Annotated in this window: 21 protein-coding genes and 4 pseudogenes; 12 read left to right on the top strand and 13 right to left on the bottom strand. The window is 72.4% G+C overall.

The window, feature by feature from the left end:
* Window positions 1-7: 7 nt before the first annotated feature.
* The gene (locus tag KPF47_RS37790) at window positions 8-1,975 is read right to left on the bottom strand and encodes a fumarate reductase/succinate dehydrogenase flavoprotein subunit (RefSeq protein WP_224393124.1); all 1,968 of its coding nucleotides are present in this window, start codon (window positions 1,973-1,975) and stop codon (window positions 8-10) included.
* Window positions 1,976-1,978: 3 nt separating this feature from the next.
* Entirely contained in the window at window positions 1,979-2,698 is a 720-nt protein-coding gene (locus KPF47_RS37785) for a succinate dehydrogenase cytochrome b subunit (protein ID WP_255661714.1), read from the bottom strand.
* An 87-nt stretch (window positions 2,699-2,785) separates the two neighbouring features.
* Between KPF47_RS37785 and KPF47_RS37780 the strand changes: the two genes are divergently transcribed.
* Window positions 2,786-3,745: a LysR family transcriptional regulator gene (locus tag KPF47_RS37780; protein WP_224393122.1), complete on the top strand. Its 960-nt coding sequence runs from the start codon at window positions 2,786-2,788 to the stop codon at window positions 3,743-3,745.
* A gap of 4 nt (window positions 3,746-3,749) precedes the next feature.
* Here KPF47_RS37780 and KPF47_RS37775 read toward each other — a convergent pair whose 3' ends face one another.
* Both KPF47_RS37775 and KPF47_RS37770 read right to left on the bottom strand, forming a co-directional pair.
* Window positions 3,750-4,184, bottom strand: a complete 435-nt coding sequence (locus KPF47_RS37775; RefSeq protein WP_224393121.1) for an STAS domain-containing protein — start codon at window positions 4,182-4,184, stop codon at window positions 3,750-3,752.
* Between the two features lie 86 nt (window positions 4,185-4,270).
* Window positions 4,271-5,125, bottom strand: coding sequence for an NAD(P)-dependent oxidoreductase (locus KPF47_RS37770; protein WP_224393120.1), 855 nt, complete (start codon window positions 5,123-5,125; stop codon window positions 4,271-4,273).
* Window positions 5,126-5,184: 59 nt separating this feature from the next.
* Between KPF47_RS37770 and KPF47_RS37765 the strand changes: the two genes are divergently transcribed.
* A complete protein-coding gene (locus tag KPF47_RS37765; protein ID WP_224393119.1) occupies window positions 5,185-6,552 on the top strand; it encodes a mycothione reductase in 1,368 nt (455 codons plus the stop codon).
* Window positions 6,553-6,677: 125 nt separating this feature from the next.
* Here the strand turns inward: KPF47_RS37765 and KPF47_RS37760 are convergent, their stop codons facing one another.
* On the bottom strand, window positions 6,678-7,901 hold the full coding sequence (locus KPF47_RS37760) for an IS701 family transposase (RefSeq protein WP_374108788.1): 1,224 nt from the start codon (window positions 7,899-7,901) through the stop codon (window positions 6,678-6,680).
* Window positions 7,902-8,006: 105 nt separating this feature from the next.
* On the opposite strand from KPF47_RS37760, the pseudogene KPF47_RS37755 reads away from it, so the two are divergent.
* Window positions 8,007-8,904, top strand: a pseudogene (locus tag KPF47_RS37755) (IS5 family transposase).
* On the opposite strand, the gene KPF47_RS37750 reads toward KPF47_RS37755, so the two are convergent.
* Entirely contained in the window at window positions 8,901-10,073 is a 1,173-nt protein-coding gene (locus KPF47_RS37750; RefSeq protein WP_224393118.1) for a low temperature requirement protein A, read from the bottom strand. The pseudogene KPF47_RS37755 and the gene KPF47_RS37750 sit on opposite strands and share 4 nt — an antisense overlap.
* Window positions 10,074-10,126: 53 nt before the next feature.
* Between KPF47_RS37750 and KPF47_RS37745 the strand changes: the two genes are divergently transcribed.
* From KPF47_RS37745 to KPF47_RS37730, 4 genes and pseudogenes are all read left to right on the top strand, one after another.
* Window positions 10,127-11,281 carry a low temperature requirement protein A gene (locus tag KPF47_RS37745; RefSeq protein WP_224393200.1) on the top strand — a complete coding sequence of 385 codons (1,155 nt, stop codon included), beginning with the start codon at window positions 10,127-10,129 and terminating at the stop codon, window positions 11,279-11,281.
* Window positions 11,282-11,305: 24 nt separating this feature from the next.
* Window positions 11,306-11,785, top strand: a complete 480-nt coding sequence (locus KPF47_RS37740) for a carboxymuconolactone decarboxylase family protein (protein WP_224393117.1) — start codon at window positions 11,306-11,308, stop codon at window positions 11,783-11,785.
* 13 nt (window positions 11,786-11,798) lie between these two features.
* Window positions 11,799-12,137: a GNAT family N-acetyltransferase gene (locus KPF47_RS37735; protein ID WP_224393116.1), complete on the top strand. Its 339-nt coding sequence runs from the start codon at window positions 11,799-11,801 to the stop codon at window positions 12,135-12,137.
* Window positions 12,134-13,102, top strand: a pseudogene (locus KPF47_RS37730) (pirin family protein). Before KPF47_RS37735 ends, KPF47_RS37730 begins: the two are co-directional and overlap by 4 nt.
* A gap of 19 nt (window positions 13,103-13,121) precedes the next feature.
* Here KPF47_RS37730 and KPF47_RS37725 read toward each other — a convergent pair.
* Complete coding sequence (locus KPF47_RS37725; protein WP_224393115.1) at window positions 13,122-13,397, bottom strand: ACT domain-containing protein; 276 nt, start codon at window positions 13,395-13,397, stop codon at window positions 13,122-13,124.
* Window positions 13,398-13,584: 187 nt separating this feature from the next.
* On the opposite strand from KPF47_RS37725, the gene KPF47_RS37720 reads away from it, so the two are divergent.
* On the top strand, window positions 13,585-14,340 hold the full coding sequence (locus tag KPF47_RS37720; RefSeq protein WP_224393114.1) for an SGNH/GDSL hydrolase family protein: 756 nt from the start codon (window positions 13,585-13,587) through the stop codon (window positions 14,338-14,340).
* A gap of 123 nt (window positions 14,341-14,463) precedes the next feature.
* Here the strand turns inward: KPF47_RS37720 and KPF47_RS37715 are convergent, their stop codons facing one another.
* Window positions 14,464-15,711, bottom strand: a complete 1,248-nt coding sequence (locus KPF47_RS37715) for an IS110 family transposase (RefSeq protein ID WP_224386790.1) — start codon at window positions 15,709-15,711, stop codon at window positions 14,464-14,466.
* A gap of 224 nt (window positions 15,712-15,935) precedes the next feature.
* Window positions 15,936-16,187 carry a hypothetical protein gene (locus KPF47_RS37710; protein WP_224393113.1) on the bottom strand — a complete coding sequence of 84 codons (252 nt, stop codon included), beginning with the start codon at window positions 16,185-16,187 and terminating at the stop codon, window positions 15,936-15,938.
* On the opposite strand from KPF47_RS37710, the gene KPF47_RS37705 reads away from it, so the two are divergent.
* On the top strand, window positions 16,188-16,694 hold the full coding sequence (locus tag KPF47_RS37705; RefSeq protein ID WP_255661849.1) for a cupin domain-containing protein: 507 nt from the start codon (window positions 16,188-16,190) through the stop codon (window positions 16,692-16,694).
* Window positions 16,695-16,707: 13 nt separating this feature from the next.
* Here KPF47_RS37705 and KPF47_RS37700 read toward each other — a convergent pair whose 3' ends face one another.
* From KPF47_RS37700 to pdhA, 3 genes are read right to left on the bottom strand one after another with little or no spacing between them, the layout of a single operon-like run.
* Window positions 16,708-18,381, bottom strand: coding sequence for a dihydrolipoamide acetyltransferase family protein (locus tag KPF47_RS37700; RefSeq protein WP_308015601.1), 1,674 nt, complete (start codon window positions 18,379-18,381; stop codon window positions 16,708-16,710).
* On the bottom strand, window positions 18,378-19,346 hold the full coding sequence (locus KPF47_RS37690) for an alpha-ketoacid dehydrogenase subunit beta (protein WP_224393198.1): 969 nt from the start codon (window positions 19,344-19,346) through the stop codon (window positions 18,378-18,380). The genes KPF47_RS37700 and KPF47_RS37690 overlap by 4 nt, the downstream gene beginning before the upstream one ends.
* Window positions 19,347-19,384: 38 nt before the next feature.
* Entirely contained in the window at window positions 19,385-20,443 is a 1,059-nt protein-coding gene (gene pdhA / locus KPF47_RS37685) for a pyruvate dehydrogenase (acetyl-transferring) E1 component subunit alpha (protein ID WP_374108953.1), read from the bottom strand.
* Window positions 20,444-20,639: 196 nt separating this feature from the next.
* Between pdhA and KPF47_RS37680 the strand changes: the two genes are divergently transcribed.
* The 3 genes and pseudogenes from KPF47_RS37680 to KPF47_RS37670 all read left to right on the top strand — a co-directional run bounded on the left by KPF47_RS37680 (window position 20,640) and on the right by KPF47_RS37670 (window position 22,882).
* Entirely contained in the window at window positions 20,640-21,044 is a 405-nt protein-coding gene (locus KPF47_RS37680) for an Lrp/AsnC family transcriptional regulator (protein ID WP_255661845.1), read from the top strand.
* Between the two features lie 47 nt (window positions 21,045-21,091).
* Window positions 21,092-21,968, top strand: a pseudogene (locus tag KPF47_RS37675) (IS5 family transposase); the annotation flags it as partial.
* A 74-nt stretch (window positions 21,969-22,042) separates the two neighbouring features.
* Window positions 22,043-22,882 carry an IS5 family transposase gene (locus KPF47_RS37670; protein WP_224386569.1) on the top strand — a complete coding sequence of 280 codons (840 nt, stop codon included), beginning with the start codon at window positions 22,043-22,045 and terminating at the stop codon, window positions 22,880-22,882.
* Between the two features lie 31 nt (window positions 22,883-22,913).
* Here KPF47_RS37670 and KPF47_RS37665 read toward each other — a convergent pair.
* Window positions 22,914-23,506, bottom strand: a pseudogene (locus KPF47_RS37665) (plasmid pRiA4b ORF-3 family protein).
* Window positions 23,507-23,535: the final 29 nt, after the last annotated feature.

Genomic DNA, 23,535 nt, shown 5'->3' with positions numbered 1-23,535 from the left:
CCTCGCCTTACTTGTAGCTGCGCTGGGTCGGGTGCACGTACTCGAACGTGAGCTCCTCCTTGTGCAGGACCGGAGCCTGCCCGCGGCCGGTGTACTCCCAGGCCGAGGTGAAGGAGAAGTTCTCGTCGTCGCGCTGCGCCTCGCCGTCCTCGGTCTGGCTCTCCCCGCGGAAGTGACCGCCGCAGGACTCGCGACGCACGAGCGCGTCGAGACACATGAGCTCACCGAGCTCGAGGAAGTCGGCCACCCGGCCGGCCTTCTCCAGGCTCTGGTTGAGCTCCGCGCCGGTACCCGGCACCTTGACGTTGTTCCAGAACTCGCGACGGAGCTCGGGGATCCGGTCCAGCGCCTTGCGCAGACCCTCCTCGGTGCGCTCCATGCCGCAGTAGTCCCACATGATCTGGCCCAGCTCGCGGTGGAACGAGTCCACCGTGCGGGTGCCGTTGATCGACAGGAACTGGTCGATCCGGTCGGTCACCGACTGCACGGCCTCGACGACCTCGGGCGCGTCGTCGGGGACGGCGTCGAGCTCGTTCTTGGCCAGGTAGTCGCCGATCGTGACCGGGAGGACGAAGTAGCCGTCGGCCAGCCCCTGCATCAGCGCGGAGGCGCCGAGCCGGTTCGCGCCGTGGTCGGAGAAGTTCGCCTCGCCCGCCACGTAGAGACCGGGGACGGTCGACTGCAGGTCGTAGTCGACCCAGAGGCCACCCATCGTGTAGTGCACGGCGGGGAAGATCCGCATCGGGACCTCGTAGGGGTTCTCCCCCGTGATCCGCTCGTACATCTCGAACAGGTTGCCGTACTTGTTCTCGACGGCCTTGCGGCCGAGCCGCTGGATGGCGTCGTCGAAGTCCAGGTACACGCCCAGGCCCGACGGGCCGACACCGCGCTTCTCGTCGCAGACCTCCTTGGCCGCCCGGGACGCGATGTCGCGGGGCACCAGGTTGCCGAACGCCGGGTACTTGCGCTCGAGGAAGTAGTCGCGCTCCTCGTGCGGGATCTCGTTCGGCCCGCGGTCGTCGCCGAGCCTCTTCGGGACCCACACACGGCCGTCGTTGCGCAGCGACTCCGACATCAGGGTCAGCTTCGACTGGTGGTCGCCGGAGACCGGGATGCAGGTCGGGTGGATCTGGGTGAAGCAGGGGTTGGCGAACAGCGCGCCCTTGCGGTGCGCCCGCCACCCGGCGGTCACGTTGCAGCCCTTGGCGTTCGTCGACAGGTAGAAGACGTTGCCGTAGCCACCGGAGGCCAGCACGACCGCGTCCGCGGTGTGCACCTCGATCTCCCCGGAGACCATGTCGCGGGCGACGATGCCGCGGGCGCGACCGTCGACGACGATCAGCTCGAGCATCTCGTGCCGGGCGTACATCTCGACCGTGCCGGCCTTCACCTGGCGCTCCAGCGCCTGGTAGGCCCCGATCAGCAGCTGCTGGCCGGTCTGGCCGCGGGCGTAGAAGGTCCGGGAGACCTGCACGCCGCCGAAGGACCGGTTGTCGAGCAGACCGGCGTAGTCGCGGGCGAACGGGACGCCCTGGGCGACGCACTGGTCGATGATCTGGCGGGAGATCTCGGCGAGCCGGTGGACGTTGGACTCCCGCGCGCGGAAGTCGCCGCCCTTCACGGTGTCGTAGAACAGCCGGTACACCGAGTCGCCGTCGTTGCGGTAGTTCTTCGCGGCGTTGATGCCGCCCTGCGCCGCGATCGAGTGCGCCCTGCGCGGGCTGTCCTGGTAGCAGAACGTCTTGACGTGGTAGCCGGCCTCGCCGAGCGTGGCGCTCGCGGAGCCACCGGCCAGGCCGGAGCCCACGACGATGATCTTCTTCGAGCGCTTGTTCGCCGGGTTGACCAGCTTGACGCCGAACCGGCGGCGCTCCCAGCGGGTCTCGATGGCACCCGAGGGGACCGCCTTGTCGACGACCGGCTCACCGGTCGCGTAGTCGGCGTAGGAAACGTGGTGGGACGAGGCGTCAGTCATGGGTCAGACCACTCCGAACGTGACGGCGAGGGGCACCGAGATGAAGCCGAGGGTCAACACGGCGGCGAAGACCGTCGACACCACCTTGATGGTGCGCTCACGGCTGTTCGACGACCACCCGAGCGTCTGGATGCCCGAGAAGATGCCGTGCTGGACGTGGAAGCCCAGCGCGACCACCGCGAGGACGTAGAACAGGGTGACGTACCAGCGGGCGAGGGTGAAGTCGGCCGCGAGGTTGTCGGCCACCGCGAGGTGCACGCCGTTCGGGTTCAGCGTGCCCGCGGTGAGGTCGAGCAGGTGGTAGATCACGAACAGCGCGATGATCACGCCGCCCCAGCGCATGGTGCGGGCCGCGTAGCTGCCCTTCACCTGGTAGGAACCACCGGCGTACTTGATCGGGCGGGCCCTGCGCGCGCGCAGCGCGAGCATGGTCGCCGACCAGATGTGGGCGACCACCGCGACGACCAGCAGCACGCGGACGATCCACAGCAGGCCCGAGTAGGGCAGCGCCGGCTCCAGGACGGTGCGCAGCCAGGCCGCGTACTGGTCGATCGCCTCGGGGCCGAAGAAGATCTTCAGGTTCCCGATCATGTGCAGCGTGACGTAGCCGAGCAGCACGACGCCGCTCACCGCCATCACGAACTTCAGCAGCGCACTGGGCGTGCGCGGGCGCCGGGGTGCGGCGGGCTTGGCTCCGCCGCCGGCCCGGGACTTCTCGGACATCGTGACCACGTCCTCCAGTGGATATACCAACGGGTGAGGCAGTCCAATGCATGAAACGGCCTCCGCCCATAGCCGTAAGCTATGCACGTGACACTTCAGCAGCTCATGTACTTCGTTGCTGTGGCGAACGTGCGCAGCTTCACTCGGGCGGCCGACCAGGTGGGGGTCGCCCAACCGACTCTGAGCCGCGCGCTGCGGGCCCTGGAGGACGAGCTGGGCGCACCGCTGATCAACCGCGGGTCGGCCGTCACGCTGACCCCGGCCGGTGAGGCGGTACTGCCACTGGCACGGAGGATGATCGCCGATTCCGACATGGTCCGCACGACGGTGGCCGAGATGGTGGGCCTGCGCAGCGGCCGGGTGCGGGTCGGGGCGACGCCGTCGTTGTGCATCGGTGTGCTGTCCGACGTGCTGCGGGTCTTCCACGCCCGGCACCCCGAGATCGCCGTCGAGCTCGCCGAGGACGGCTCGCAGCCGTTGGAGGCGGCCCTGGTCCAGGGCGAGCTGGACGTCGCGCTGGTGATCGTTCCGCCCGACGGGGTGGACCCGACCCTGCACACCGCCCCCCTGCTCCGCGAACGGCTCTCGGTCGCCTCCCCACGGGCACGCAGGCCACTCACCCCCCGCGGGTCGATGACGGTGGCCGAGCTCGCCCGGCACGACCTGGTGATGGTGCGCCAGGGCTACGACCTGCGGGAGGTGACGCTGCGGGCCTACGCCGTCGCCGGGGCCACGCCCCGGATCGCCGTCGAGGGCGGCCAGATGGACGCGGTCCTGCGCATGGTCGAGGCCGGGACCGGGGTGGCGGTGGTCCCGGACCTGACCTTCATCGGCCGGCCACGGCTGCGGCGCACCGTGCTCAACCCGGCCATCCACCGCACGGTGGCCCTGGCGCGCCGGGCCGACATCGCGCCCACCCCGGCCGTCATCGCCTTCGCCGACACCCTGCTCGAGCACATGTCCGACACCTCGGCGTCGCTGCGGGAGGGCACGACCGACGTGCAGGTGCTGCACCGGCACCGGACCGGACGCGAGCTGCTCGGCTGAGCGGTCAGTCGGGCACCGGGAACAGCGGGGCCCGGCTCCCGGGGGTCTCCGGCGGCGGGTGCGGGTCGAGCACCCGCAGGTGCTCGCACGTGCCGGTGACCTGCAGGACCCGGCGGACCCGGCGCGCGCCGCCGCAGTACAGCTCCAGCACCACCCCGGCCGCGACGGCGGCCCGGTGGCAGTCCAGCAGCACCGCGATCCCGGCCGAGGCGAGGTAACCGACCCCGGACAGGTCCAGCACGATCCGCGGGGCCGCGGCCAGCCAGGCACCCACCTGCTCGGCCAGGAACGGGGCGGTGGCGGCGTCGACCTCACCCACGGCGTGCAGCGCGACCGGCCCCGACGGGTGCGGCACCGCCTCCAGTGCCAGGCCGCCGCCCACCGTGGTCGCGGCGGACAGGCCGGGCACCCCTCCCGGACCGCCCGTCGGATCGGTCATCACCCGGCCGCCTCCCGCGGGGCGCCACGCCACCGCGGGGCAAGAGTGCCAGTACCACGGGATGCCCGCCCGCCGGCGGGCCACCCTCACCAGGCGGTGATGACCGCAGCGGCGTCGTCGTCGCCGTGGCCGGCGTCCATCGCCGCCCGGAACCGGGCGTCGAGCGCCCGCAGCAGGGTGGTGTCGGTGCCGCTCGCGCGGGCGGCGTCGAGGACGAGCCCGACGTCCTTGGCCACCGAGTGCAGCGCGAACGACGGGGTGAAGTCGCCCTCCACCATCCCGGCGCCCTTGAGCTGGGCGTACGGCGAGTCCAGGGCGTGCCCGGCGATCGCGTCGAGGAACAGCTGCGGGTCCAGACCCAGGTCGCGGGTCAGCGCCACCGACTGCGCGACGCCGACCACGACCGTCGCCAGCCAGGAGTTGGCGGCCAGCTTGAGCCGGCTGCCGTCGCCGGGGGTCTGCGAGACCCACACCGTCCGGTCGCCGAGGGCGTCGAACACCGGCTGCACCCGCTCGCGCAGGCCCTGGTCGCCCGAGGGCAGCAGGACGAGCTCGCCGTCCTCGGCCGGCTCCCGGGTGCCGAGCACCGGGGTGTCGAGGTGGTCGACGCCGTGGTCGGCCGCCAGCCGGGCCAGCCGCTGGGCCCCGTCGACGCCGACGGTGGAGGTCTGCACCCACACCGCCCGGCCCGCCATGGTGTCGAGCAGCGGCTCCAGGGTGTCCGCGACGGCGTCGTCGTCGAACAGCATGGTGGTCACCACGTCCGCGCCGTCGACCGCTTCGCGCGGGTCGGTGGCGACGGTCGCGCCGTCGCGCGCCAACGGCTCCGCCCGGTCGGCGCTGCGGTTCCACACCGTCACGCTGAAGCCCGCACGCAGCAGGGTGCGTGCCATCGCCGTGCCCATGATCCCGGTGCCCAGCACCGTCACCGTCGTACTCACCGCGACCGGGTACCCGCGGTCGACGCGCGGGATGCCGCCGGTCTTCCTAGGCTCGGCCGGTGGCCCATCACGATCTCGCAATCGTCGGCACCGGATCCGGGAACATGATCGTCGACGACCGTTTCGACAGTCTCGACGTCGCCCACGTGGAGGCGACGCGGTTCGGCGGGACCTGCCTCAACGTGGGCTGCATCCCGACCAAGATGCTCGCCCACACCGCCGAGGTCGCCGAGACCGTCCGGGCGGCGTCGTCCTACGGCGTCGACGCCCGGATCGACCGGGTCCGCTGGAGCGACATCCGGGACCGGGTGTTCTCCCGGCTCGACCCGATCGGCGACGACGGCCGGGACTACCGCCGCGACCACGGCACCGTCTACGACGGCACCGCCCGCTTCACCGGGCCGCGGGCGATGGCGGTCGATCTGGCGGACGGCGGCACCGCCGAGTTCACCGCGGACCGGATCGTGCTCGCCGTCGGCGGGCGCCCGGTGGTCCCGCCGCCGGTCGCCGACTCGGGCGTCCCGTTCGACACCTCGGACACCGTCATGCGGATCGACGAGCTGCCCGAGCACCTGGCGATCATCGGCGGCGGCTACATCGCCGCCGAGTTCGCGCACGTGTTCGGCGGGCTCGGCTGCGAGGTCACGATCGTCGAGAGCTCCGACACCCTGCTCGGCGGGATGGACGAGACCGTCGTGGAGCGGTTCACCGACGCCGCACGCGAGCGGTTCACCGTCCACACGGGCCGGACGGTGGAGAAGGTGACCGGCCGGGAGGGCGACGTGCGGCTGCACCTCGACGACGGCACCGAGATCCGGGCCGACCGGCTGCTCGTCGCCGCCGGGCGCCGGCCGAACTCCGACCGGCTCGACCTCGGGCACGCCGGGGTCGACACCGACGACGCGGGCCGGGTCGTCGTCGACGCCCACGGCCGCACCACCGCGGACGGGGTGTGGGCGCTGGGCGACATCTCGTCCCCGCACCCGCTCAAGCACGTCGCCAACCACGAGGCGGAGGTCGTCGGGCACAACCTCGCCCACCCCGACGAGCTGCGCGAGGTGGACCACGGGGTCGTCCCGGCCGCGGTGTTCACCACCCCGCAGATCGGCACGGTCGGGCGTACCGAGCAGCAGTGCCGCGACGAGGGCCTGGAGTTCCGCGTCGGGTTCCACGAGTACGCCGACGTCGCCTTCGGCTGGGCGTTGGAGGAGCAGCGCGGGTTCTGCAAGGTGCTCGTGGCACCCGACGGCACGCTGCTGGGGGCGCACCTGCTCGGCCCGCAGGCCTCGACGATGGTCCAGCAGCTGGTCCAGGCGATGGCGCTGGGTGTCACCGCGGCGCGCCTGGCCGACGTGCAGTACTGGATCCACCCCGCGCTGACCGAGGTGCTGGAGAACGCGCTGCGCGACGCCGCGGACGAGGACTAGTACTCCAGCCGCACTTCGTTAGCTGAGCTGTCTTCGTCGTCGATAGTGGCTTTCGCGGGCTCGGTGTTGGTGGCGACGTCGCCAGGTCGACCAGGCCCAGCACGGCGCCTGGGTGGGAATGTGGATCAGAGGTGCCAGGAGACGTCGGATCTCGGCGAGGGTGAGCGGGATGAGCCCGTGATCAGGTCTTTTGGGGCGATCGCCGCGGTGACCGAGAGGTAGGCGTGGGCGAGAATAGCCAGGGTGACGTGGCGGTACCAGGCGTCGTAACGCCGCACTTGATAGTGGTCGAGCCCGACCTCGTTCTTCGCGGTCTGGAAGCACTCCTCGATCGCCCACCGCGGGCCGGCGACGCGGATGAGATCGTCGTCGGTGGTGCCGGGCGGGCCGGCGCACAGGTAGTAGGCCAGATCGGGCTCCTCGCCGGCGGAGAGCTGTGTGTCGGTGAGGATCTGACGTCGGACCAGTAGCCATCGGCCCCATCCGGCCGGGGCGTTCTCGGGCGGATACAGCGAGGCCACGGCCCAGTCGTAGAAGCGTTCTCCCTTCACACCCGGACCGGCTGAGCGGCGCTTCCACGCCCGTCCGGGAGCGCGGGCGACCAGGTCGTCGGCCCGTCGTGAGCCGCTGATCTGACAGATGTCGGCGTCCAGGGACAACGGGACGGACTGGCTGCGCGGAACCGCGACGACGTAGCCGATCCGGCGCTGCTCGCACCAGGTGCGGAACTTGTAGTCCTGCCCGTATGCCTCGTCCGCGGTCACCCATCCTGCGGGAACCCCGGCATCGAGGGCACGGCCGAGCATTTCCTTGGCCAGCGTGGCCTTGGTGGCGAACTCGATCTCCTCAGGCACCGCCGCGGCTCGGCAGCGTTCCCGATCACCGGTCCAGGACTTGGGCAGGTAGAGCTCGCGGTCGATCAACGTCCGGCCCTTGCTCGTGGCATAGGCACAGAAGACTCCGAGCTGGCAGTTCTCCACCCGCCCGGCAGTGCCCGAGTACTGGCGCTGCACCCCCGCCGACTTCGTCCCCTTCTTCAGGAACCCGGTCTCATCGACGATCAGCACCCCACCGGACTCGCCGAGGTGCTCGACGACGTAATCCCGCAGGTCATCACGGACACCGTCGACATCCCAGGTCGCGGAGTTGAGCAGCCGCTGCATCCCATCCGGAGTCGTGTCACCGGCGACCTCGGCCAGCGTCCACCCGTTCTTCCCCGCCAACGGCGCCAACAACCCCCGCACATACGCCCGCGCCCGACGCCGCGGTTCCGTCCGGAAGAACCGGCCCGCCACCAGCCCGAACAGCCCATCCAGGCCACCGGCCCACGCCTCGAGATCCTCCTCCACCTGCACAAGATCGAAGCTTAGCGCACATCAACATCACAAACTGCGGCTGGAGTACTAGGGCGCGTCTCCTAACCCGGCTGGTCGGGCCTGCGCGATGATCAGTAGGTGTCGCGCCGTGCCGTCCTGACCGATGCCCAGTGGGACCGACTCGAGCCGTTACTGCCCTCGTCGGACGGGATGCCAGGGCGCCCGTTCGCCGATCACCGCAGAGTGATCGAGGGGATCATCTACCGGTTCCGCTGCGGGCTGGCCTGGCGTGATGTCCCGGTCGAGTTCGGGCCGTGGCAGACCCTATGGAAACGCCACCGCCGCTACTGCGGTGACGGCACCTGGGACCAGGTTCTCGCAGCTCTGCTCGCCGATGCCGACTCCGCCGGTCTCGTGGACTGGGCCGTGTCGGTCGACTCGACGATCATCCGCGCTCACCAACACGCCGCGACCCTGCAGCGAGACACAGGGGGCCGGATCGAACTACAAGAATCTGCTGATCGAGCCACCCGATCACGCCTTGGGCCGCTCCCGCGGAGGGCTCGGCACGAAGATCCACCAGCTCGTTGACGGACACGGCCGCCCGCTGGTCGTACTCGTCGGCCCCGGACAGGCCGGTGACGCCCCGATGTTCGCGCACCTGATGTCACATCTGAGCGTCGGACGGGTCGGTCCGGGCCGACCGCGGACCCGACCCGAGCGGGTCCGCGCAGATAAGGCCTACTCCTCACGCGCCATCCGCGCCCACCTGCGCAGACGACGGATCGTCGCGGTCATCCCGGAGCCGGCTGACCAGCAGGGACACCGGAAACGACGCGGCACACGCGGCGGCCGACCACCAGCGTTCGACCGGGTCGACTACCGCGGCCGCAACGTCGTCGAACGCGGGTTCTGCGAGGTCAAGCAGTGGCGCGGCCTCGCGACCCGCTACGACAAACTCGCCCTGACCTACCGCGGCGGAGTTGCACTGAAGGCCATCGTCACCTGGTTGCGCACTTTAGGAGACACGCCCTAGGCGCGCCGCTGCGTCAGCTCGGTGACCACGGCCAGCGCGACCACCACGGCGAGCACGACCAGCCCGATCACGACCGCGGGCAGGGCGTGCCCGGCGACGAGTGCGGCCGCCGCGGCCACGACCAGGACCGCGGCGGCGACGAGGCGCGACCGCCCGGCGGCCCCGGTGCGGCCCTGCAGGTAGAGCGTGTTGCCCGCGAGGTAGAGCAGCAGGCCGCCGACCGAGGTCAGCACCAGCGAGGGCGTGTTCTCCGGGTGCGTGAGGTGCAGGTCGATCGCGACCGCGAACAGCACCGCGCCGGCCACCATCAGGCCGTGCGCGTAGGCGAACGCGGCCCGCGCCGCCCGGGTCGACCCGTCGCCGGAGGACGCCCGGGTGCCGTGTCCGGCAAGCGCGAAGTAGGACCACCACAGCGCGACCAGGCCGGCGAACCCGAGCAGGGTGATCAGCACCGCGTAGGGGGTCACGACCTCCATCTCCGACAGCGTGAAACCCATGATCAGGATCGACTCGCCGAGCGCGATGATGAACACCAGCCGGTTGCGCTCGGCGAGGTGCTCCACATCGGTGGGCCACTCCTCCATCGGGGTGCGGCCGAGCCCCGGCACCCGGAACTCGAACCGCGGGCCCGCCATGTCGACGGCGACGGCCAGTGCCCAGACGACCAGCCGCGCCACCGGCGGGAGGAACGCACCGACGACGACCAGCACCGACGCGGCGGTGCTCCACACCAGCAGGTTGCGGTAGTTGCGGGCCATGACGTGCCCGCGCGCGCTCACGACCAGGAACAGCGGGCGGCCGATCTGGGCGGCGGCGAAGCACAGTGCGAACAGCAGCCCGGAGTCACCGAACGCGCCCGGCAGGGCCAGCGCCATCCCCAGCGCCGCCAGCATCAGGCCGGCGTTGAGCATCCGCACCGACGGCCGGGCCGGGTCCAGGTAGTTCATCGCCCAGGCCGAGTAGTTCCACAGCCACCAGACCGCGGCGAACAGCACCGCCGTCTCCAGCGCCCCGAGCGGGGTCAGGTGGTACAGCAGCGTGTGCGAGACCTGGACGATCGCGAACACGTAGACCAGGTCGAAGAACAGCTCGATCGGGGCGACCTCGGAGTCGCCCGGCCGGCGCAGCACCCGCGGCCGGGTGTCCGGTGTGGTGTCCGGTGTGGTCATCGATGAGTCCCTCCCCGTGTCGGCGCAGCCGAAGGCTAGTGCGGCGCGCAACGATGGCGGGCGTGAACCTCGGTCTGCGCGCGATGCGCCCCCGTGACCCGGACGAGCCCCACCGCGCGGCCAGTCCGCTGGAGCTGTTCTTCGACCTGGTGTTCGTCGTGGCGGTCTCGCTGTCGTCGGCGGCCCTGCACCACGAGGAGTCCGGCGGGCACGTCGGCGCCGGGGTCGGGTCCTACCTGCTGGTGTTCTTCGGCATCTGGTGGGCCTGGATGAACTTCACCTGGTTCGCCTCCGCCTTCGACGTCGACGACTGGCTCTACCGGGTCACCACCCTGGTCCAGATGGCGGGCGCGCTGGTCCTGGCCGCGGGGACGCCGGCGGCGATGGCCGGCGACGGCTACGGCGTGCTCGTCGCCGGGTACGTGGTGATGCGCCTGGCGATGGTCACGCAGTGGCTGCGGGCGGCCCGCTCGCACCCCGAGCTGCGGCGGACCGCGCTGCGGTACGCCGGAGGGATCGTCGTCGTCCAGGTGCTGTGGGTCGTCTGGGTGCTCGTGGACCCGCACCCGGCCGGCTTCGTGGTGCTGGCGCTGGCCGAACTGGCGGTCCCGGTGGTCGCCGAACGGGCGCGGCCCACGCCCTGGCACCCGCACCACATCGCCGAGCGCTACAGCCTGTTCACCCTGATCCTGCTCGGCGAGTCGGTCCTGGCCTCGACGACGGCGGTGGTCGACGCACTGTCCTCCGCCGAGCACCTCGGCCCGCTGCTGCTGCTCTCGGCCTGCGGGCTGGTGCTGGCGGCCGGGATGTGGTGGGTCTACTTCGCCCGCGACCAGCACCCGTACCTGCGGGCCATGCCGCGGGCGCTGGTGCACGGCTACGGCCACTACGTCGTCTTCGCCGCGGCGGGTGCGTTCTCCGCGGGCATCGAGGTGGCCGTCGACGTCGACACCACCGCGACCGGACTGTCCGTCGCCGCGGCCGGGGCGACCCTGACCGTGCCGGTCGCGCTGTTCGTCCTGGGGGTCTGGGCACTCGCGCTGCGGCCCACGCTCACCACCGGGCGCAGCGCCGTCGTCGTCGGGCTGGCGGCGGTGCTGGGGCTCTCGGCGTTCGCCCCGTTCACCCCGGTCCTCGCCGCGGTGGTGATGGTCGCGGTGGTCGTGACCGTCGAGACGGCCCCGGCCCGGAACAGCGTCACCGTCTGAGGGGTTCGGGAGGACATGGACCGGGTGTGGATCGACAGGCAGACCCCCGAGGTGCTCCGGGCGATGACCGGCGTCGTCGCGGTCGTGCGGGAGCGCGCCGCCGCGGCCGGGGTGGACCGGGACCTGCTGGAGCTGGTGAACCTGCGGGTGTCGCAGATCAACGGCTGCGCGACCTGCCTGGACACCCACTGGCGGTCGGGGCTCGCGGCCGGGCTGACCCCCCAGCGGATGACCCTGCTCCCGGCGTGGCGCGACAGCACCCTCTACGACGACCGCGAGCGCGCCGCACTCGGGCTCGCCGAGGCCGTCACCCGGACCGCCGGGACGCACCTCGACGACGAGGCCTACGCCGCCGTGCGCGGTGACCTCACCGACGACGAGGTCTCGGTGCTGGTCTGGGCCGCGATCACCATCAACGCGTTCAACCGGGTCTCGATCCTGTCCGCACACCCCGTCCCGGCCCGCGACGCGGACGGCCGCGTCGTGCCCGGCCGGGCGTCCTGAGAGGCTGGTCCCCATGTCCGACAGCGACTCCGGCACGGTCGTCACGCACGACACCGGCCACCACCGCTACGAGATCCTGGTCGACGGCACCGTGGTCGGCCGTGCCGCGTACGTCGACGACGGCCCCCGCCGCATCTTCTTCCATACCGAGGTCGACCCGGACCGCTCCGGGCAGGGGCTCGCGGGCACGCTGGTCCGCTTCGCGCTGGAGGACACCCGCACCGCCGGGAAGCGGATCGTGCCGGTGTGCCCGTACGTGAAGCGGTGGACCGCGACCCACGACGGCTGGGCCGACGTGCTCGACCCGGTCACCCCGCACGCCCTCGAGGTCGTCGGGCGGGTCGCGCGATGAGCAACGTCGAGACCGCGCCCGAGGAGGTCGTCTGCGGGGGCGACGACGCCGCCGTGGAACTGGTGACCCCCCGGGACGTGCCGCTGGGCGGCCCGCGGGCGATGACGGTGCGCCGCACCCTGCCCCGCCGGACACGGTCGCTGATCGGTGCCTGGTGCTTCCTGGACCACTACGGCCCCGACCGGATCTCCGACACCGGCGGGATGGCCGTCCCGGGGCACCCGCACACCGGCCTGGCCACCGTGTCGTGGCTGTTCACCGGCCGGGTCGAGCACCGTGACACCACCGGTGCGCACGCGATCGTGCGGCCGGGCGAGCTGAACCTGATGACGGCGGGCTCCGGCATCGCGCACTCGGAGTTCTCCACCCCCGACACCGACGTGCTGCACGGGGTGCAGCTGTGGCTGGCGCTGCCCGCCGCGCACCGGGACACCGCGCCGCGCTTCGAGCACTACGCGCCGCCGCGGGTGCAGGCCGGGGACGCTGCGGTGCGGGTGTTCCTGGGGTCGCTCGCCGGGTCGTCGTCGCCGGTCGCGACGTTCACCCCGCTGCTCGGCGCCGAGGTCGTGCTCCCCGCCGGGGCGGCGGTGGGCCTCGACGTCGACACCGGGTTCGAGCACGGCGTGCTGGTCGACACCGGCTCGGCGGAGGTCGGTGTGACGGCGGCCGCCCCGGGCGAGCTCGTCTACCTGCCCCCGGGCCGCGACACCCTGGAGCTGCGTGCGGGCCCGGACGGCGCCCGCCTGGTGCTGCTCGGCGGGGAGCCGCTGGGCGAGCAGATCGTGATGTGGTGGAACTTCGTCGGCTCCAGCCACGACGAGGTCGCCGCCTTCCGGGAGCAGTAGCAGCACGAACGCGCCGCCGGGGGCGACGCCGACGGGCGGTTCGGAGCGTTCCCGGACGCCTGGGAGTCGACCCTGCCGGCGCCGGAGCTCCCGAACGCGCGGCTGACGCCCCGGGGGTAGCGCGCCAGCGCGGCCGGGCTCAGCCCAGCTCGGCGCGGACCACCGGGACGACCCGGCGCAGCTGTTCGAGCAGCAGGCCCGCGTCCCGGCCGTCGCGGGTGACGACCAACTCGACGCGGCCGACCTCGCCGGACAGGTCGACCTGCAGCGACCGGACCCGCCAGCGGCGCGACCGCAGCACGGTCAGGACCTTGTGCAGGCCGTCGTCGGCGTCGGTCAGCAGCAGCGAGACCACGTGGCCGTGCTCGGCGGACGAGGCGGTGCGGGCGGGGTGCTCGGCGGTGGGGGCGTTCATCGGATCTCCGGTGTTCGAGGGCGAACGTCAGGATCCGGCCAGGTCCGGCGGGCACGACGTGCCACGCGCCGGCTCCCTGGGTTCAGCCGGCGCGCCGGGTAATGATGCGACCGCGCACGGATCGAGGGTAACAGCCGTCACCACCCCCGGGGCGATCCGCGGCGACGGCGACGCGGATGCTGACCCCGTGCGGTACGTGGCGATCGGGGACAGCTTCACCGAGGGCGTCGGGGACGAGGACGCGGCGGGGGTCCCCCGGGGGTGGGCCGACCGGGTCGCCGCCGGACTGGCCGGCGCCACCGGCGAGCCGGTGCACTACGCCAACCTGGCCGTGCGGGGCCGGTTGCTGGCCGACGTCGTCGGGCGGCAGCTCGAGGCGGCGCTCACGCTGGCCCCCGCACCGACCCTGATCACGCTCAACGGTGGCGGGAACGACATGCTGCGTCCCCGCACCGACGTCGCCGGGCTCGCGGCGCTGACCACCCGGGCCGTCGAGCGCTGCGCGGCCGCCGGGGTACGGCTGGTGCTGCTCAGCGGCGCCGACCCGTCGGACCGGCTGCCGCTGGGACGGGTCGTCCACCGTCGCGGCGCCGAGCTGTCGGCGGCGGTGCGCACCCTCGCGGCCGCACGCGGGCTCACCTTCGTCGACGTGTTCGGCGACACCGAGATCCGCCGGCCCGGCTACTGGTCGGACGACCGGCTGCACCTGGGCACGGCCGGTCACCTGCGCGCCGCGGGGCTGGTGCTGGACGCCCTCGGCGTGCGCGGCGCGGTCCCCGCGACGACCCCCGCGACGACCGTGCCCGCCGCCGGGCCCGCCGCGCAGCTGGCCTACTACCGCGGGCACGTCCTGCCCTGGGTCGGACGACGGCTGCGGGGCCGGTCCTCCGGCGACGGCCGCCCCGCGAAGGCTCCGGCCTGGACGGTCGACCCGGCGCGCTGATCTGCGACGACCCGTGCCACCGTGATCACGGAGGCCGCTGGGAGTGATCACCCCGACCGATCACCGTCCACCCTACCGTTGCCAGTGGCAACGATCTCGGCGGAAGGAATCCGAATGATGGTGTCAAGCCGCGGTAGCGGGTTGTGGTGCGGTGATGGTGAACATTCTCCGGTCACGCAGCAGGGCCCACAGGACGTCGACCAGGCGTCGGGCCAGGGCGAGCAGAGCTTGGGTGTGCAGCATTCTTTCGCTGCGTTTGCGCTGGTAAAAGGCCCGGGACGGGCCGTTGACCTTGAGGCTGGACAGCGCGGCCATGTAGAACACTCGCCGCAGGCGGCGGTTGTAGCGTCGTGGGCGGCGCAGGTTCCCGCTGATCCGGCCGGAGTCCTGGGGCACTGGGACGAGGCCGGCGTAGGAGGCCAGCCGTCCCGAGCTGGCGAAGCCACCCAGCTCGGAGCCGACATCAGCGCCGATACTGCTGCTGACACCGCCGTTGGTGGCGGTGAGGAATTCCGCGCCCAGAATGGGGCCGAGTCCGGGCAGCGACTCGATGATCGCCGCGTCCGGGTGGGTGCGGAACACGGTGGTGATCAGCTTGTCGGTGTCTTTGATCTCCCGGTCGAGCTCCAACAGCCGCCGGGCCAGGCCGGCGACAAGGACCGCGGTCCGCGTCTCGCTGGGCAGGGTCACGGTCTGGGCGTGGGCTGCGGCGACCGCGGTGGCCGCCATCGTGGGGATGCCTGGTGCCCATGCCCGGTGGGCGTGCAGATACTCGATCACTCCGGCTGTGTCCGCGTCTCGGAGCGCCTGCGGTGTCTGGAACCCGGTGACCAGCACCAGAGCGCTGCGGGTGGAGTAGTCGAAGGCCGCCTCGAGACCGGGAAAGATCGACCCGAGCAGGTCACGCAGCCGGTTGACCCCGCGTACCCAGTCAGCCATCAGGTCCTCGCGGTGGGCCACGAGCCGACGCAGCTCAGCAGTGGTCTCGTCAGTGGCGGTAACCACGGTGAGGTCGGCGCCGGACATGCGGGCGGTGTCGGCGATGACCTTTGCGTCGCGGGCGTCGGTCTTGGCCTCCCCACGGAACACGCCGCTCATCCGGTTGACGACCCGCCCGGGAACGTAGACCACCCGCTGGTCGGCTGCGGTGAGGACGACCTGCAACAGCGCGGCATAGCTGTTGGTCAGATCGATCGCCCACCGCACGTCCTCGGCCGCGGCGGACGCCCGATCGAGCAGAGCTTCGATCGCGGCCTGGTCGTTGCCGACCTTGCGGGAGAACACAACCTTGCCCTCGGCATCGACAGCGCAGGCGTGGTGGGTCCTTTTCCCGACGTCGATCCCGATCCAGACCACTGCTCGTCGCGCCACGAACAAACTCCTGTTGTTGCAGTTCACGCCCGTGGACAACCCGCCATCAGGTCCCTAATCAGCGACGGTTCGCATCAGATCCGAATCAGTGGCCAGGCCTGTCCAGAACGACGGGGCGGCCATTCCTTCCGAGCCACCGAAGCGGCAACAGCTCATCAGCCACACCCCGTCGTCCCGGGCATCCGGGGCATCAACCCCGAACACCTGCGACCTTAGAGGTCGTTTCAGAACGACTTGTCGAGTTTCCATTGACCCCTCGACGACAGATCAAACGGCAGGTCAGATAGCCGCTTGTCGTCTACAACAGACACGTCGACCTCGTTCTGAAATGACCTCTTAGGGAGCAGACCATGACGGGGATCAGCAGGCGACGCGCCCTCGGCGCGGGTGTCGCGGGGATGGCGGGACTGGCCGCCGCGGGCGGGACCGCCGGGGCGGGCGCTCCGACCCCGCCGCGGACCGGGCAGCCCGGTCACCTGTTCCATCTCGCGGCGAGCGACCCGAACACGTTCGACGGCGGATGGCTGCGCGGGGCGAACGAGCAGAACTTCCCGGTGCTCGCCGGCCGGCAGGGCTCGGTCTACCTGGCCCACCTCGACCCCGGCGGGATCCGCGAGCCGCACTGGCACCCGACCGCGTGGGAGCTGAACTACGTCGTCTCCGGCACCGCACGCTGGACGATCCTCGGCACCCACCCCGACGGCGGTTACCACAACGACGTCTTCACCGCGCAGCGCGGCGACCTGGTGTTCGCGCCGACGGGCCTGTTCCACTACTTCGAGAACCCGTCGACGACCGAGGCGCTCGACGTGCTCATCGTGTTCAACACCTCGACCGCCGAGCCGGACGACGACATCGGCATCGTCGGCAGCCTCAACGCGATCCCGCGCGACGTGCTGGCCGCGTCGTTCGGGGTGCCCGAGTCCGCGTTCGCGCAGGTGCCCCGGCGGATCGCGCCGGTGGTGATCACCCGCCGTCGCTGAGCACCCGGCCGGCTCAGAGGTCGGCGAGCGCGGACAGCGGGGCCTCGACGGCGTCGGCGACGAACCGCAGGAACCCGCCCGCCGTGCCGCCGTCGCAGACGCGGTGGTCGAACACCAGCGAGAGCTGGGTGATCGACCGTGGGACGACCGTGCCGTCGACGACCCACGGCCGCGGGAGCACCCGCCCGACTCCCAGCATCGCGACCTCGGGGTGGTTGATGATCGCGGCGCTGCCGTCGACGCCGAGCACCCCGTAGTTGTTCAGGGTGAACGACCCGCGGGTCAGCTCGGCGGCGGTGACCGAGCCGTCCCGGGCCGCCGCGGTGAGCCGTCGGATCTCGGTGTCCAGGTCGCGCATCCCCCGGCGGTGGGCGTCGGCGACCGACGGGACGACCAGGCCCCGGTCGGTCTGCGCGGCGATCCCGAGGTGCACCCCGTCGAGATGCACGATCTCCCCGGCGGCGGTGTCGACCCGGGCGTTGAGCTCGGGGAACCGCGCGAGACCCGCGACGACGAACCGGGCCAGGATCGCGAGCAGCCCGACCGGGCGACCGTCGACGCCGGTGAGCTGCTGACGCAGGGCGAGCAGGTCGGTGGCGTCGACGTCGACCCAGGTCGTGGCCTCGGGGATCTCGGCGCGGCTGCGGGTCAGGGTCTCGGCGACGGCGCGCCGGACTCCGCGCAGCGGCACGACCGCGCGGACGGCGAGACCGGTGCGGGGGTCACGGTCCCGCGCGGGGCCGACCGGAACGGCGACCGACGCGGCAGCGGCCGGCCCCGCGGCGACCGACGCAGCAGCGGCCGGCGTCGCTGCGGCCGGCGTCGCTGCGGCCGGCGTCGCTGCGGCCGGCGTCGCTGCGGCCGGCGTCGCTGCGGCCGGCGTCGCTGCGGCCGGACCGGCCGGACCGGCCGGACCGGCCGCGGGCACGGTGGCCGGCGGGTCGGCGGCGGACGTCGTGGCGGGCGGTGCGGCGCCGGGGACGGCAGCGGATGCGGCAACGGGCGGTCCGCCCGCGGGGACGGCGGCGGGCGGTGCGGCCGCGGGGACGGCACCGGCCGGTGCGGCCGCCCCGGCGGCCGCGAGAGCCACGTCGCGGCGCAGCACCATCCCGCCGGGTCCGGTCCCCTCGACCGTGGCCAGGTCGATGCCGTGGTCGCGGGCCAGCCGGCGCACCACCGGGGACTGCACCGGCCGGCGCTCCCCCGACGCCCGGCCGGCGGCCGACGACGACGCGGCCGGGGCCGCCGGGGTCGCCGGGGTCGCCGGGGTCGTACTACCGGCGGGAGGTCCCGCGGGCCCCGGGGCGGTGGAGGGCGTGGCGGAGGTGCGCCGGGACGCCCGGCGACGCCGGCGGGACCCCTCGTGCCCGCCGGAGGTGCCGTACCCGATCAGGACGTTGCCCGACCCGGCCTGCTCCCCCTCGCCGGAGGGCCCGCTCACGGGCTCCTCGCCCTCGACCGACACCAGCGGCTCCCCGACCCGCAGCGTCTCGCCCTCCGCCCCGTGCCGGGTCAGCACCGTGCCCGCGTACGGCGAGGGCACCTCGACCACGGCCTTCGCCGTCTCCACCTCGGCCACCGGCTGGTCGACGCCGATGGTGTCGCCGTCGGACACGAGCCAGCGGACCAGCTCGGCCTCGGTCAGCCCCTCCCCCAGGTCGGGCAGGGTGAACACCTGCGCGCTCACGCCACGTCCTCCCAGCCGAGCGAGTCGACGGCGTCGAGCACCCGGTCCACCCCGGGCAGGTGGTGCTGCTCCAGCTTCGGCGGCGGGTAGGGCACGTCGAACCCGGTCACCCGGCGCACCGGTGCCTCGAGGTGGTGGAAGCACCGCTCGGAGACCCGGGCGGCGATCTCCGAGGCGACCGAGGCGAAGCCCGGGGCCTCGGCGCCGACGACCGCCCGCCCGGTCCGGCGCACCTGCGCGCAGACGGTCTCGTCGTCGAACGGGACGATCGACCGCAGGTCGACCACGCCCAGGTCGCGGCCCTCGCGGGCCGCCTCCTCGGCGGCCGCCAGCGCGACCGGCACGGTCGGGCCGTAGGCGAGGAGCGTGGCGTCGGCGCCGGGACGGCGGACCACGGCGCGACCGATCGGCGGTACCGGGACGGTCGTGTCCACCTCCTCCTTCGCGAAGTAGTGCTTCTTCGGCTCCAGGAAGACCACCGGGTCCGGGTACTCGATCGCCGCGCGCAGCAGGCTGTGGGCGTCGGCGTTGGTGGCCGGGGCGAGCACGGTCAGCCCGGCGGTGTGGGCGTAGTACTCCTCGGAGGAGTCGCAGTGGTGCTCGACGCCGCCGATCCCGCCGGCGTAGGGCACCCGGATCACCATCGGCAGCCGCATCCGTCCGGACGTGCGGTTGCCGAACTTCGCGACGTGGCTGGCGATCTGCTCGAAGGCCGGATAGGCGAACGCGTCGAACTGCATCTCGACGACGGGGCGCAGCCCGTTCATCGCCATCCCGACCGCCGTGCCGACGATGCCGGACTCGGCGAGCGGGGTGTCGAAGCACCGGTGCTCGCCGAACTCCGCGGCGAGCCCGTCGGTCACCCGGAAGACCCCGCCGAGCGGGCCGACGTCCTCCCCGAACACGACGACGGTCGGGTCGTCGGCCATCGCCCCGCGCAGCGCGGTGTTGATCGACTGCGCCATCGTGAGCTTCACGGGACCGGGATGCCCGGCGTCGGCGTTCACGGGGTGACCTCCAGCTCGGCACGCAGCTGGTCTCGCTGCTCGCGCAGCTGCGGGGTGGGGTGGGCGTAGACGTGCGCGAACAGCTCCTCGGGGTCCACCGGGGACTCGGCCGCGATGCCGGTGCGCAGCTCGGCGGCCATCCGCTCGGCGTCCTCGGCGAGGCCGCGCTCGGTGTCGTCGTCGAGCACGCCGTCGGCGCGCAGCCGGGCCCGCAGGCGGACCAGCGGGTCGCGCCCGGCCCAGGAGGCGACCTCGCTGTCGGCGCGGTAGCGGCCCGCGTCGTCGGCGTTGGTGTGGGCGTCCATCCGGTAGGTGTCGGCCTCGACCAGCGTCGGACCGCCACCCGCGCGGGCCCGGTCCACGGCCTCGTCGAGGACCGTGAGCAGGGCCGCGAGGTCGTTCCCGTCGACGCACACCCCGGGCATGCCGTAGCCGACGGCCTTGTCCGCGAGGCGGGCCGCGGCGCTCTGCCGGTGCAGCGGCACCGAGATCGCGTACTTGTTGTTCTGCACGAGGAACACCACCGGGGCCCGGAACACCGCGGCGAAGTTGAGCGCCTCGTGGAAGTCGCCCTCGCTGGTCGCGCCGTCCCCGCAGAGTGCGAGGACGGCGTCGGGCTCACCGCGCAGCCGCGCGGCGTGCGCGACGCCGACGGCGTGCAGCAGCTGCGTGGCGAGCGGGGTCGCCTGCGGGGCGACGCGGTGGGCGGCGACGTCGTAGCCGCAGTGCCGGTCACCGCGCAGCATCGTGAGGACCTCGACCGGGTCGACACCGCGGGCGACGATCGCGGCGGTGTCGCGGTAGGTCGGGAAGAGCCAGTCCCCCTCGGCGAGCACCATCGCCGCGGCCACCTGGCAGGCCTCCTGGCCCCGCGAGGACGGGTACACCGCGAGGCGCCCCTGCCGCACCAGGGCGCCGGCCTGTTCGTTGAGCCGCCGGGCCCGCACCAGACCGCGGTACCCCGCGAGCAGCCGGTCGGGCGGCGGGAGCTGCGCTGCGGGCACCGTGGTGCCGTCCGGCTCCAGCAGGCGGATGGTCTCGTGCCGGTCGTCCACGTCAGCTCCCCTCGATGCAGACACAGTGCATCGAGAATGGCGCAAGAGCCGTACGATCGGTCGTGCTCGCGATGATGACGAGACGATCGGCTCCCGGCACCGCACCGTCCGGGACGACTGGTCCGGGGCACCCGCGCCGGGCGGGGCCCGGCGAGACGAACGGAGGGCACCGGTGCTCGACGACATCGACCGGCGGATGGTCGCGGAGCTGCAGCGCGACGGACGGCTGACCGGGCGCGCGCTGGCCGAGCGCCTCACGATCTCGCGGGCGAACGCCTACGCCCGTCTCGCCCGGCTGGTCGACGACGGCGTGATCACCGGGTTCACCGCGGTGGTCGACCCGGACCGGCTGGGGCTGCACACCTCGGCGTACGTGACGCTGACGGTGCGCCAGAACAGCTGGCGCGAGCTGCGCGAGCAGCTGCGCGCGATCCCGGAGGTCCGGCACATGGCGCTGGTCGGCGGCGACTTCGACGTGCTGTTGCTGGTGCGCACCACCGGCAACGACGCACTGCGCGGTGTCGTCCTGGAGCGCCTGCAGGCGCTGCCCGCCGTGGTGTCGACGCGGACGATCCTGATCTTCGAGGACGAGTCGCGCTAGGGCGCGTCTCCTAACCCGGCTGGTCGGGCCTGCGCGATGATCAGTAGGTGTCGCGCCGTGCCGTCCTGACCGATGCCCAGTGGGACCGACTCGAGCCGTTACTGCCCTCGTCGGACGGGATGCCAGGGCGCCCGTTCGCCGATCACCGCAGAGTGATCGAGGGGATCATCTACCGGTTCCGCTGCGGGCTGGCCTGGCGTGATGTCCCGGTCGAGTTCGGGCCGTGGCAGACCCTATGGAAACGCCACCGCCGCTACTGCGGTGACGGCACCTGGGACCAGGTTCTCGCAGCTCTGCTCGCCGATGCCGACTCCGCCGGTCTCGTGGACTGGGCCGTGTCGGTCGACTCGACGATCATCCGCGCTCACCAACACGCCGCGACCCTGCAGCGAGACACAGGGGGCCGGATCGAACTACAAGAATCTGCTGATCGAGCCACCCGATCACGCCTTGGGCCGCTCCCGCGGAGGGCTCGGCACGAAGATCCACCAGCTCGTTGACGGACACGGCCGCCCGCTGGTCGTACTCGTCGGCCCCGGACAGGCCGGTGACGCCCCGATGTTCGCGCACCTGATGTCACATCTGAGCGTCGGACGGGTCGGTCCGGGCCGACCGCGGACCCGACCCGAGCGGGTCCGCGCAGATAAGGCCTACTCCTCACGCGCCATCCGCGCCCACCTGCGCAGACGACGGATCGTCGCGGTCATCCCGGAGCCGGCTGACCAGCAGGGACACCGGAAACGACGCGGCACACGCGGCGGCCGACCACCAGCGTTCGACCGGGTCGACTACCGCGGCCGCAACGTCGTCGAACGCGGGTTCTGCGAGGTCAAGCAGTGGCGCGGCCTCGCGACCCGCTACGACAAACTCGCCCTGACCTACCGCGGCGGAGTTGCACTGAAGGCCATCGTCACCTGGTTGCGCACTTTAGAGGTCGTTTCAGAAGTCGGCGTGTCGGTCCTGTGTGGATCGGCGCTGGTAGCTGATCATGTCCGGTCGTGGCGCGGCGATCTTGTGTCGAGCGATTGGTGAGCGACGAGCTGTGGGCGCTGGTGGAGCCGCTGCTGCCCAAGCCGCGCAAGCACAAGCGGGGACGGACAGGCCGTCCGCGGGTGCCGGATCGGGCCGCTCTGGCCGGGATCGTGTTCGTGCTCAAGACCGGGATCAGCTGGAACGCGCTGCCCGCCGAGCTCGGCTGTGGGTCCGGAGTGACCTGCTGGCGGCGGCTACGGCAGTGGCAGCAGGCCGGGGTCTGGGCCCAGCTGCACCGGGTGATGCTCGACCGCCTCGCCCAGCAGGGCCTGCTGGACTGGTCGCGGGCGGCGGTGGACAGCGTGAGCGTGCGGGCCAAGCGCCGCGGCGAGGCCACCGGGCCCTCGCCGACCGATCGCGGGAAGGCGGGCAGCAAGTACCACGTGCTCTGCGACCGAGGCGGGCTCCCGCTGCATGCGCTGGTCACCGGGGCGAACACCCACGACAGTCGGATGCTCGCCCCGCTGCTGGACACCAACCCCGGCGTCCGCGAACGGGCGGGACAGCCGGGGCGTCCGCGACGTCGGCCGGACAAGGTGCACGCCGACAAGGGCTACGACTATCCCCGCTGCCGCCGCTACCTGAGTGGGCGTGGGATCGGGGTGCGGATCGCCCGGCGCGGGATCGAGGACTCCACCCGGCTCGGGCGGGTCCGCTGGGTCGTCGAGCGCACCATGTCCTGGCTGCTGGACTTCCGCCGCCTCGCGCTGCGCTACGACCGCGCCGAATCCACGATCACCGCGCTGTTATCGCTGGCCTGCGCCCTGATCTGCCACCGCCGCCTCACCAAGCCGAAGCCGAAGTGATGGTCGACCCAGCCCTCGCTGAGGCACTCGCCTACGAGGTCGGGGCCAGCGGCCGCCAGGCCAGCCACTCCAAGGCCCGGTCGGCCTCGTCAGGGTCGAAGCGGTGCGGGTCGAACGGCCCGCCCGCCCACTCCAGGCGCTCGGCGCGGTCGGGATGGTCAGGGTCGGCGAGCACGGCCTGGAAGTCCTCATACCCCCGATCCCGCCGACGTCCTCGGGCGGGCACGCCCCCTGCCCGGCGACGCATCGCGGATAGCACACTCCCGGCTCGACGGCCGCGACCGCCTCGACGGTGATCTCGTGGGCCCAGTTGTCACCGAAGTCGTAGACGTAACCGAACCGGTCACCAGCCTTGACCAGCCGAAACAGCTTCTCTTTCGTCTCGTCGGCGACATCCTGTCCGGGCCAGTCCGGGTCTGGGATCCCGTAGCGGCGCCCGACGATCTCGAACTCGTGCAGATGAGAGTTCGTCCAGCCCATCACTGACTGCACCACCTCGTGCAACACCGCCAAGTCGACCTCGCCCGGCACCTGCACCCGACGCCGGACCGCCGGCACCACCTCGGTCAGGACGATCTCCAACTCGAAAATCTTCGTCTTCTCAGACACACGAGGCGCGACCATCAGCCGATGCTGCCAGCCCCGCCGTCACC

It is taken from the genome of Pseudonocardia sp. ICBG1293 (assembly GCF_020131355.1).
GTDB lineage: Bacteria > Actinomycetota > Actinomycetes > Mycobacteriales > Pseudonocardiaceae > Pseudonocardia.
Note: the sequence above shows the minus strand (reverse complement) of the source record. Positions and strands in the feature narration are given on the sequence as shown.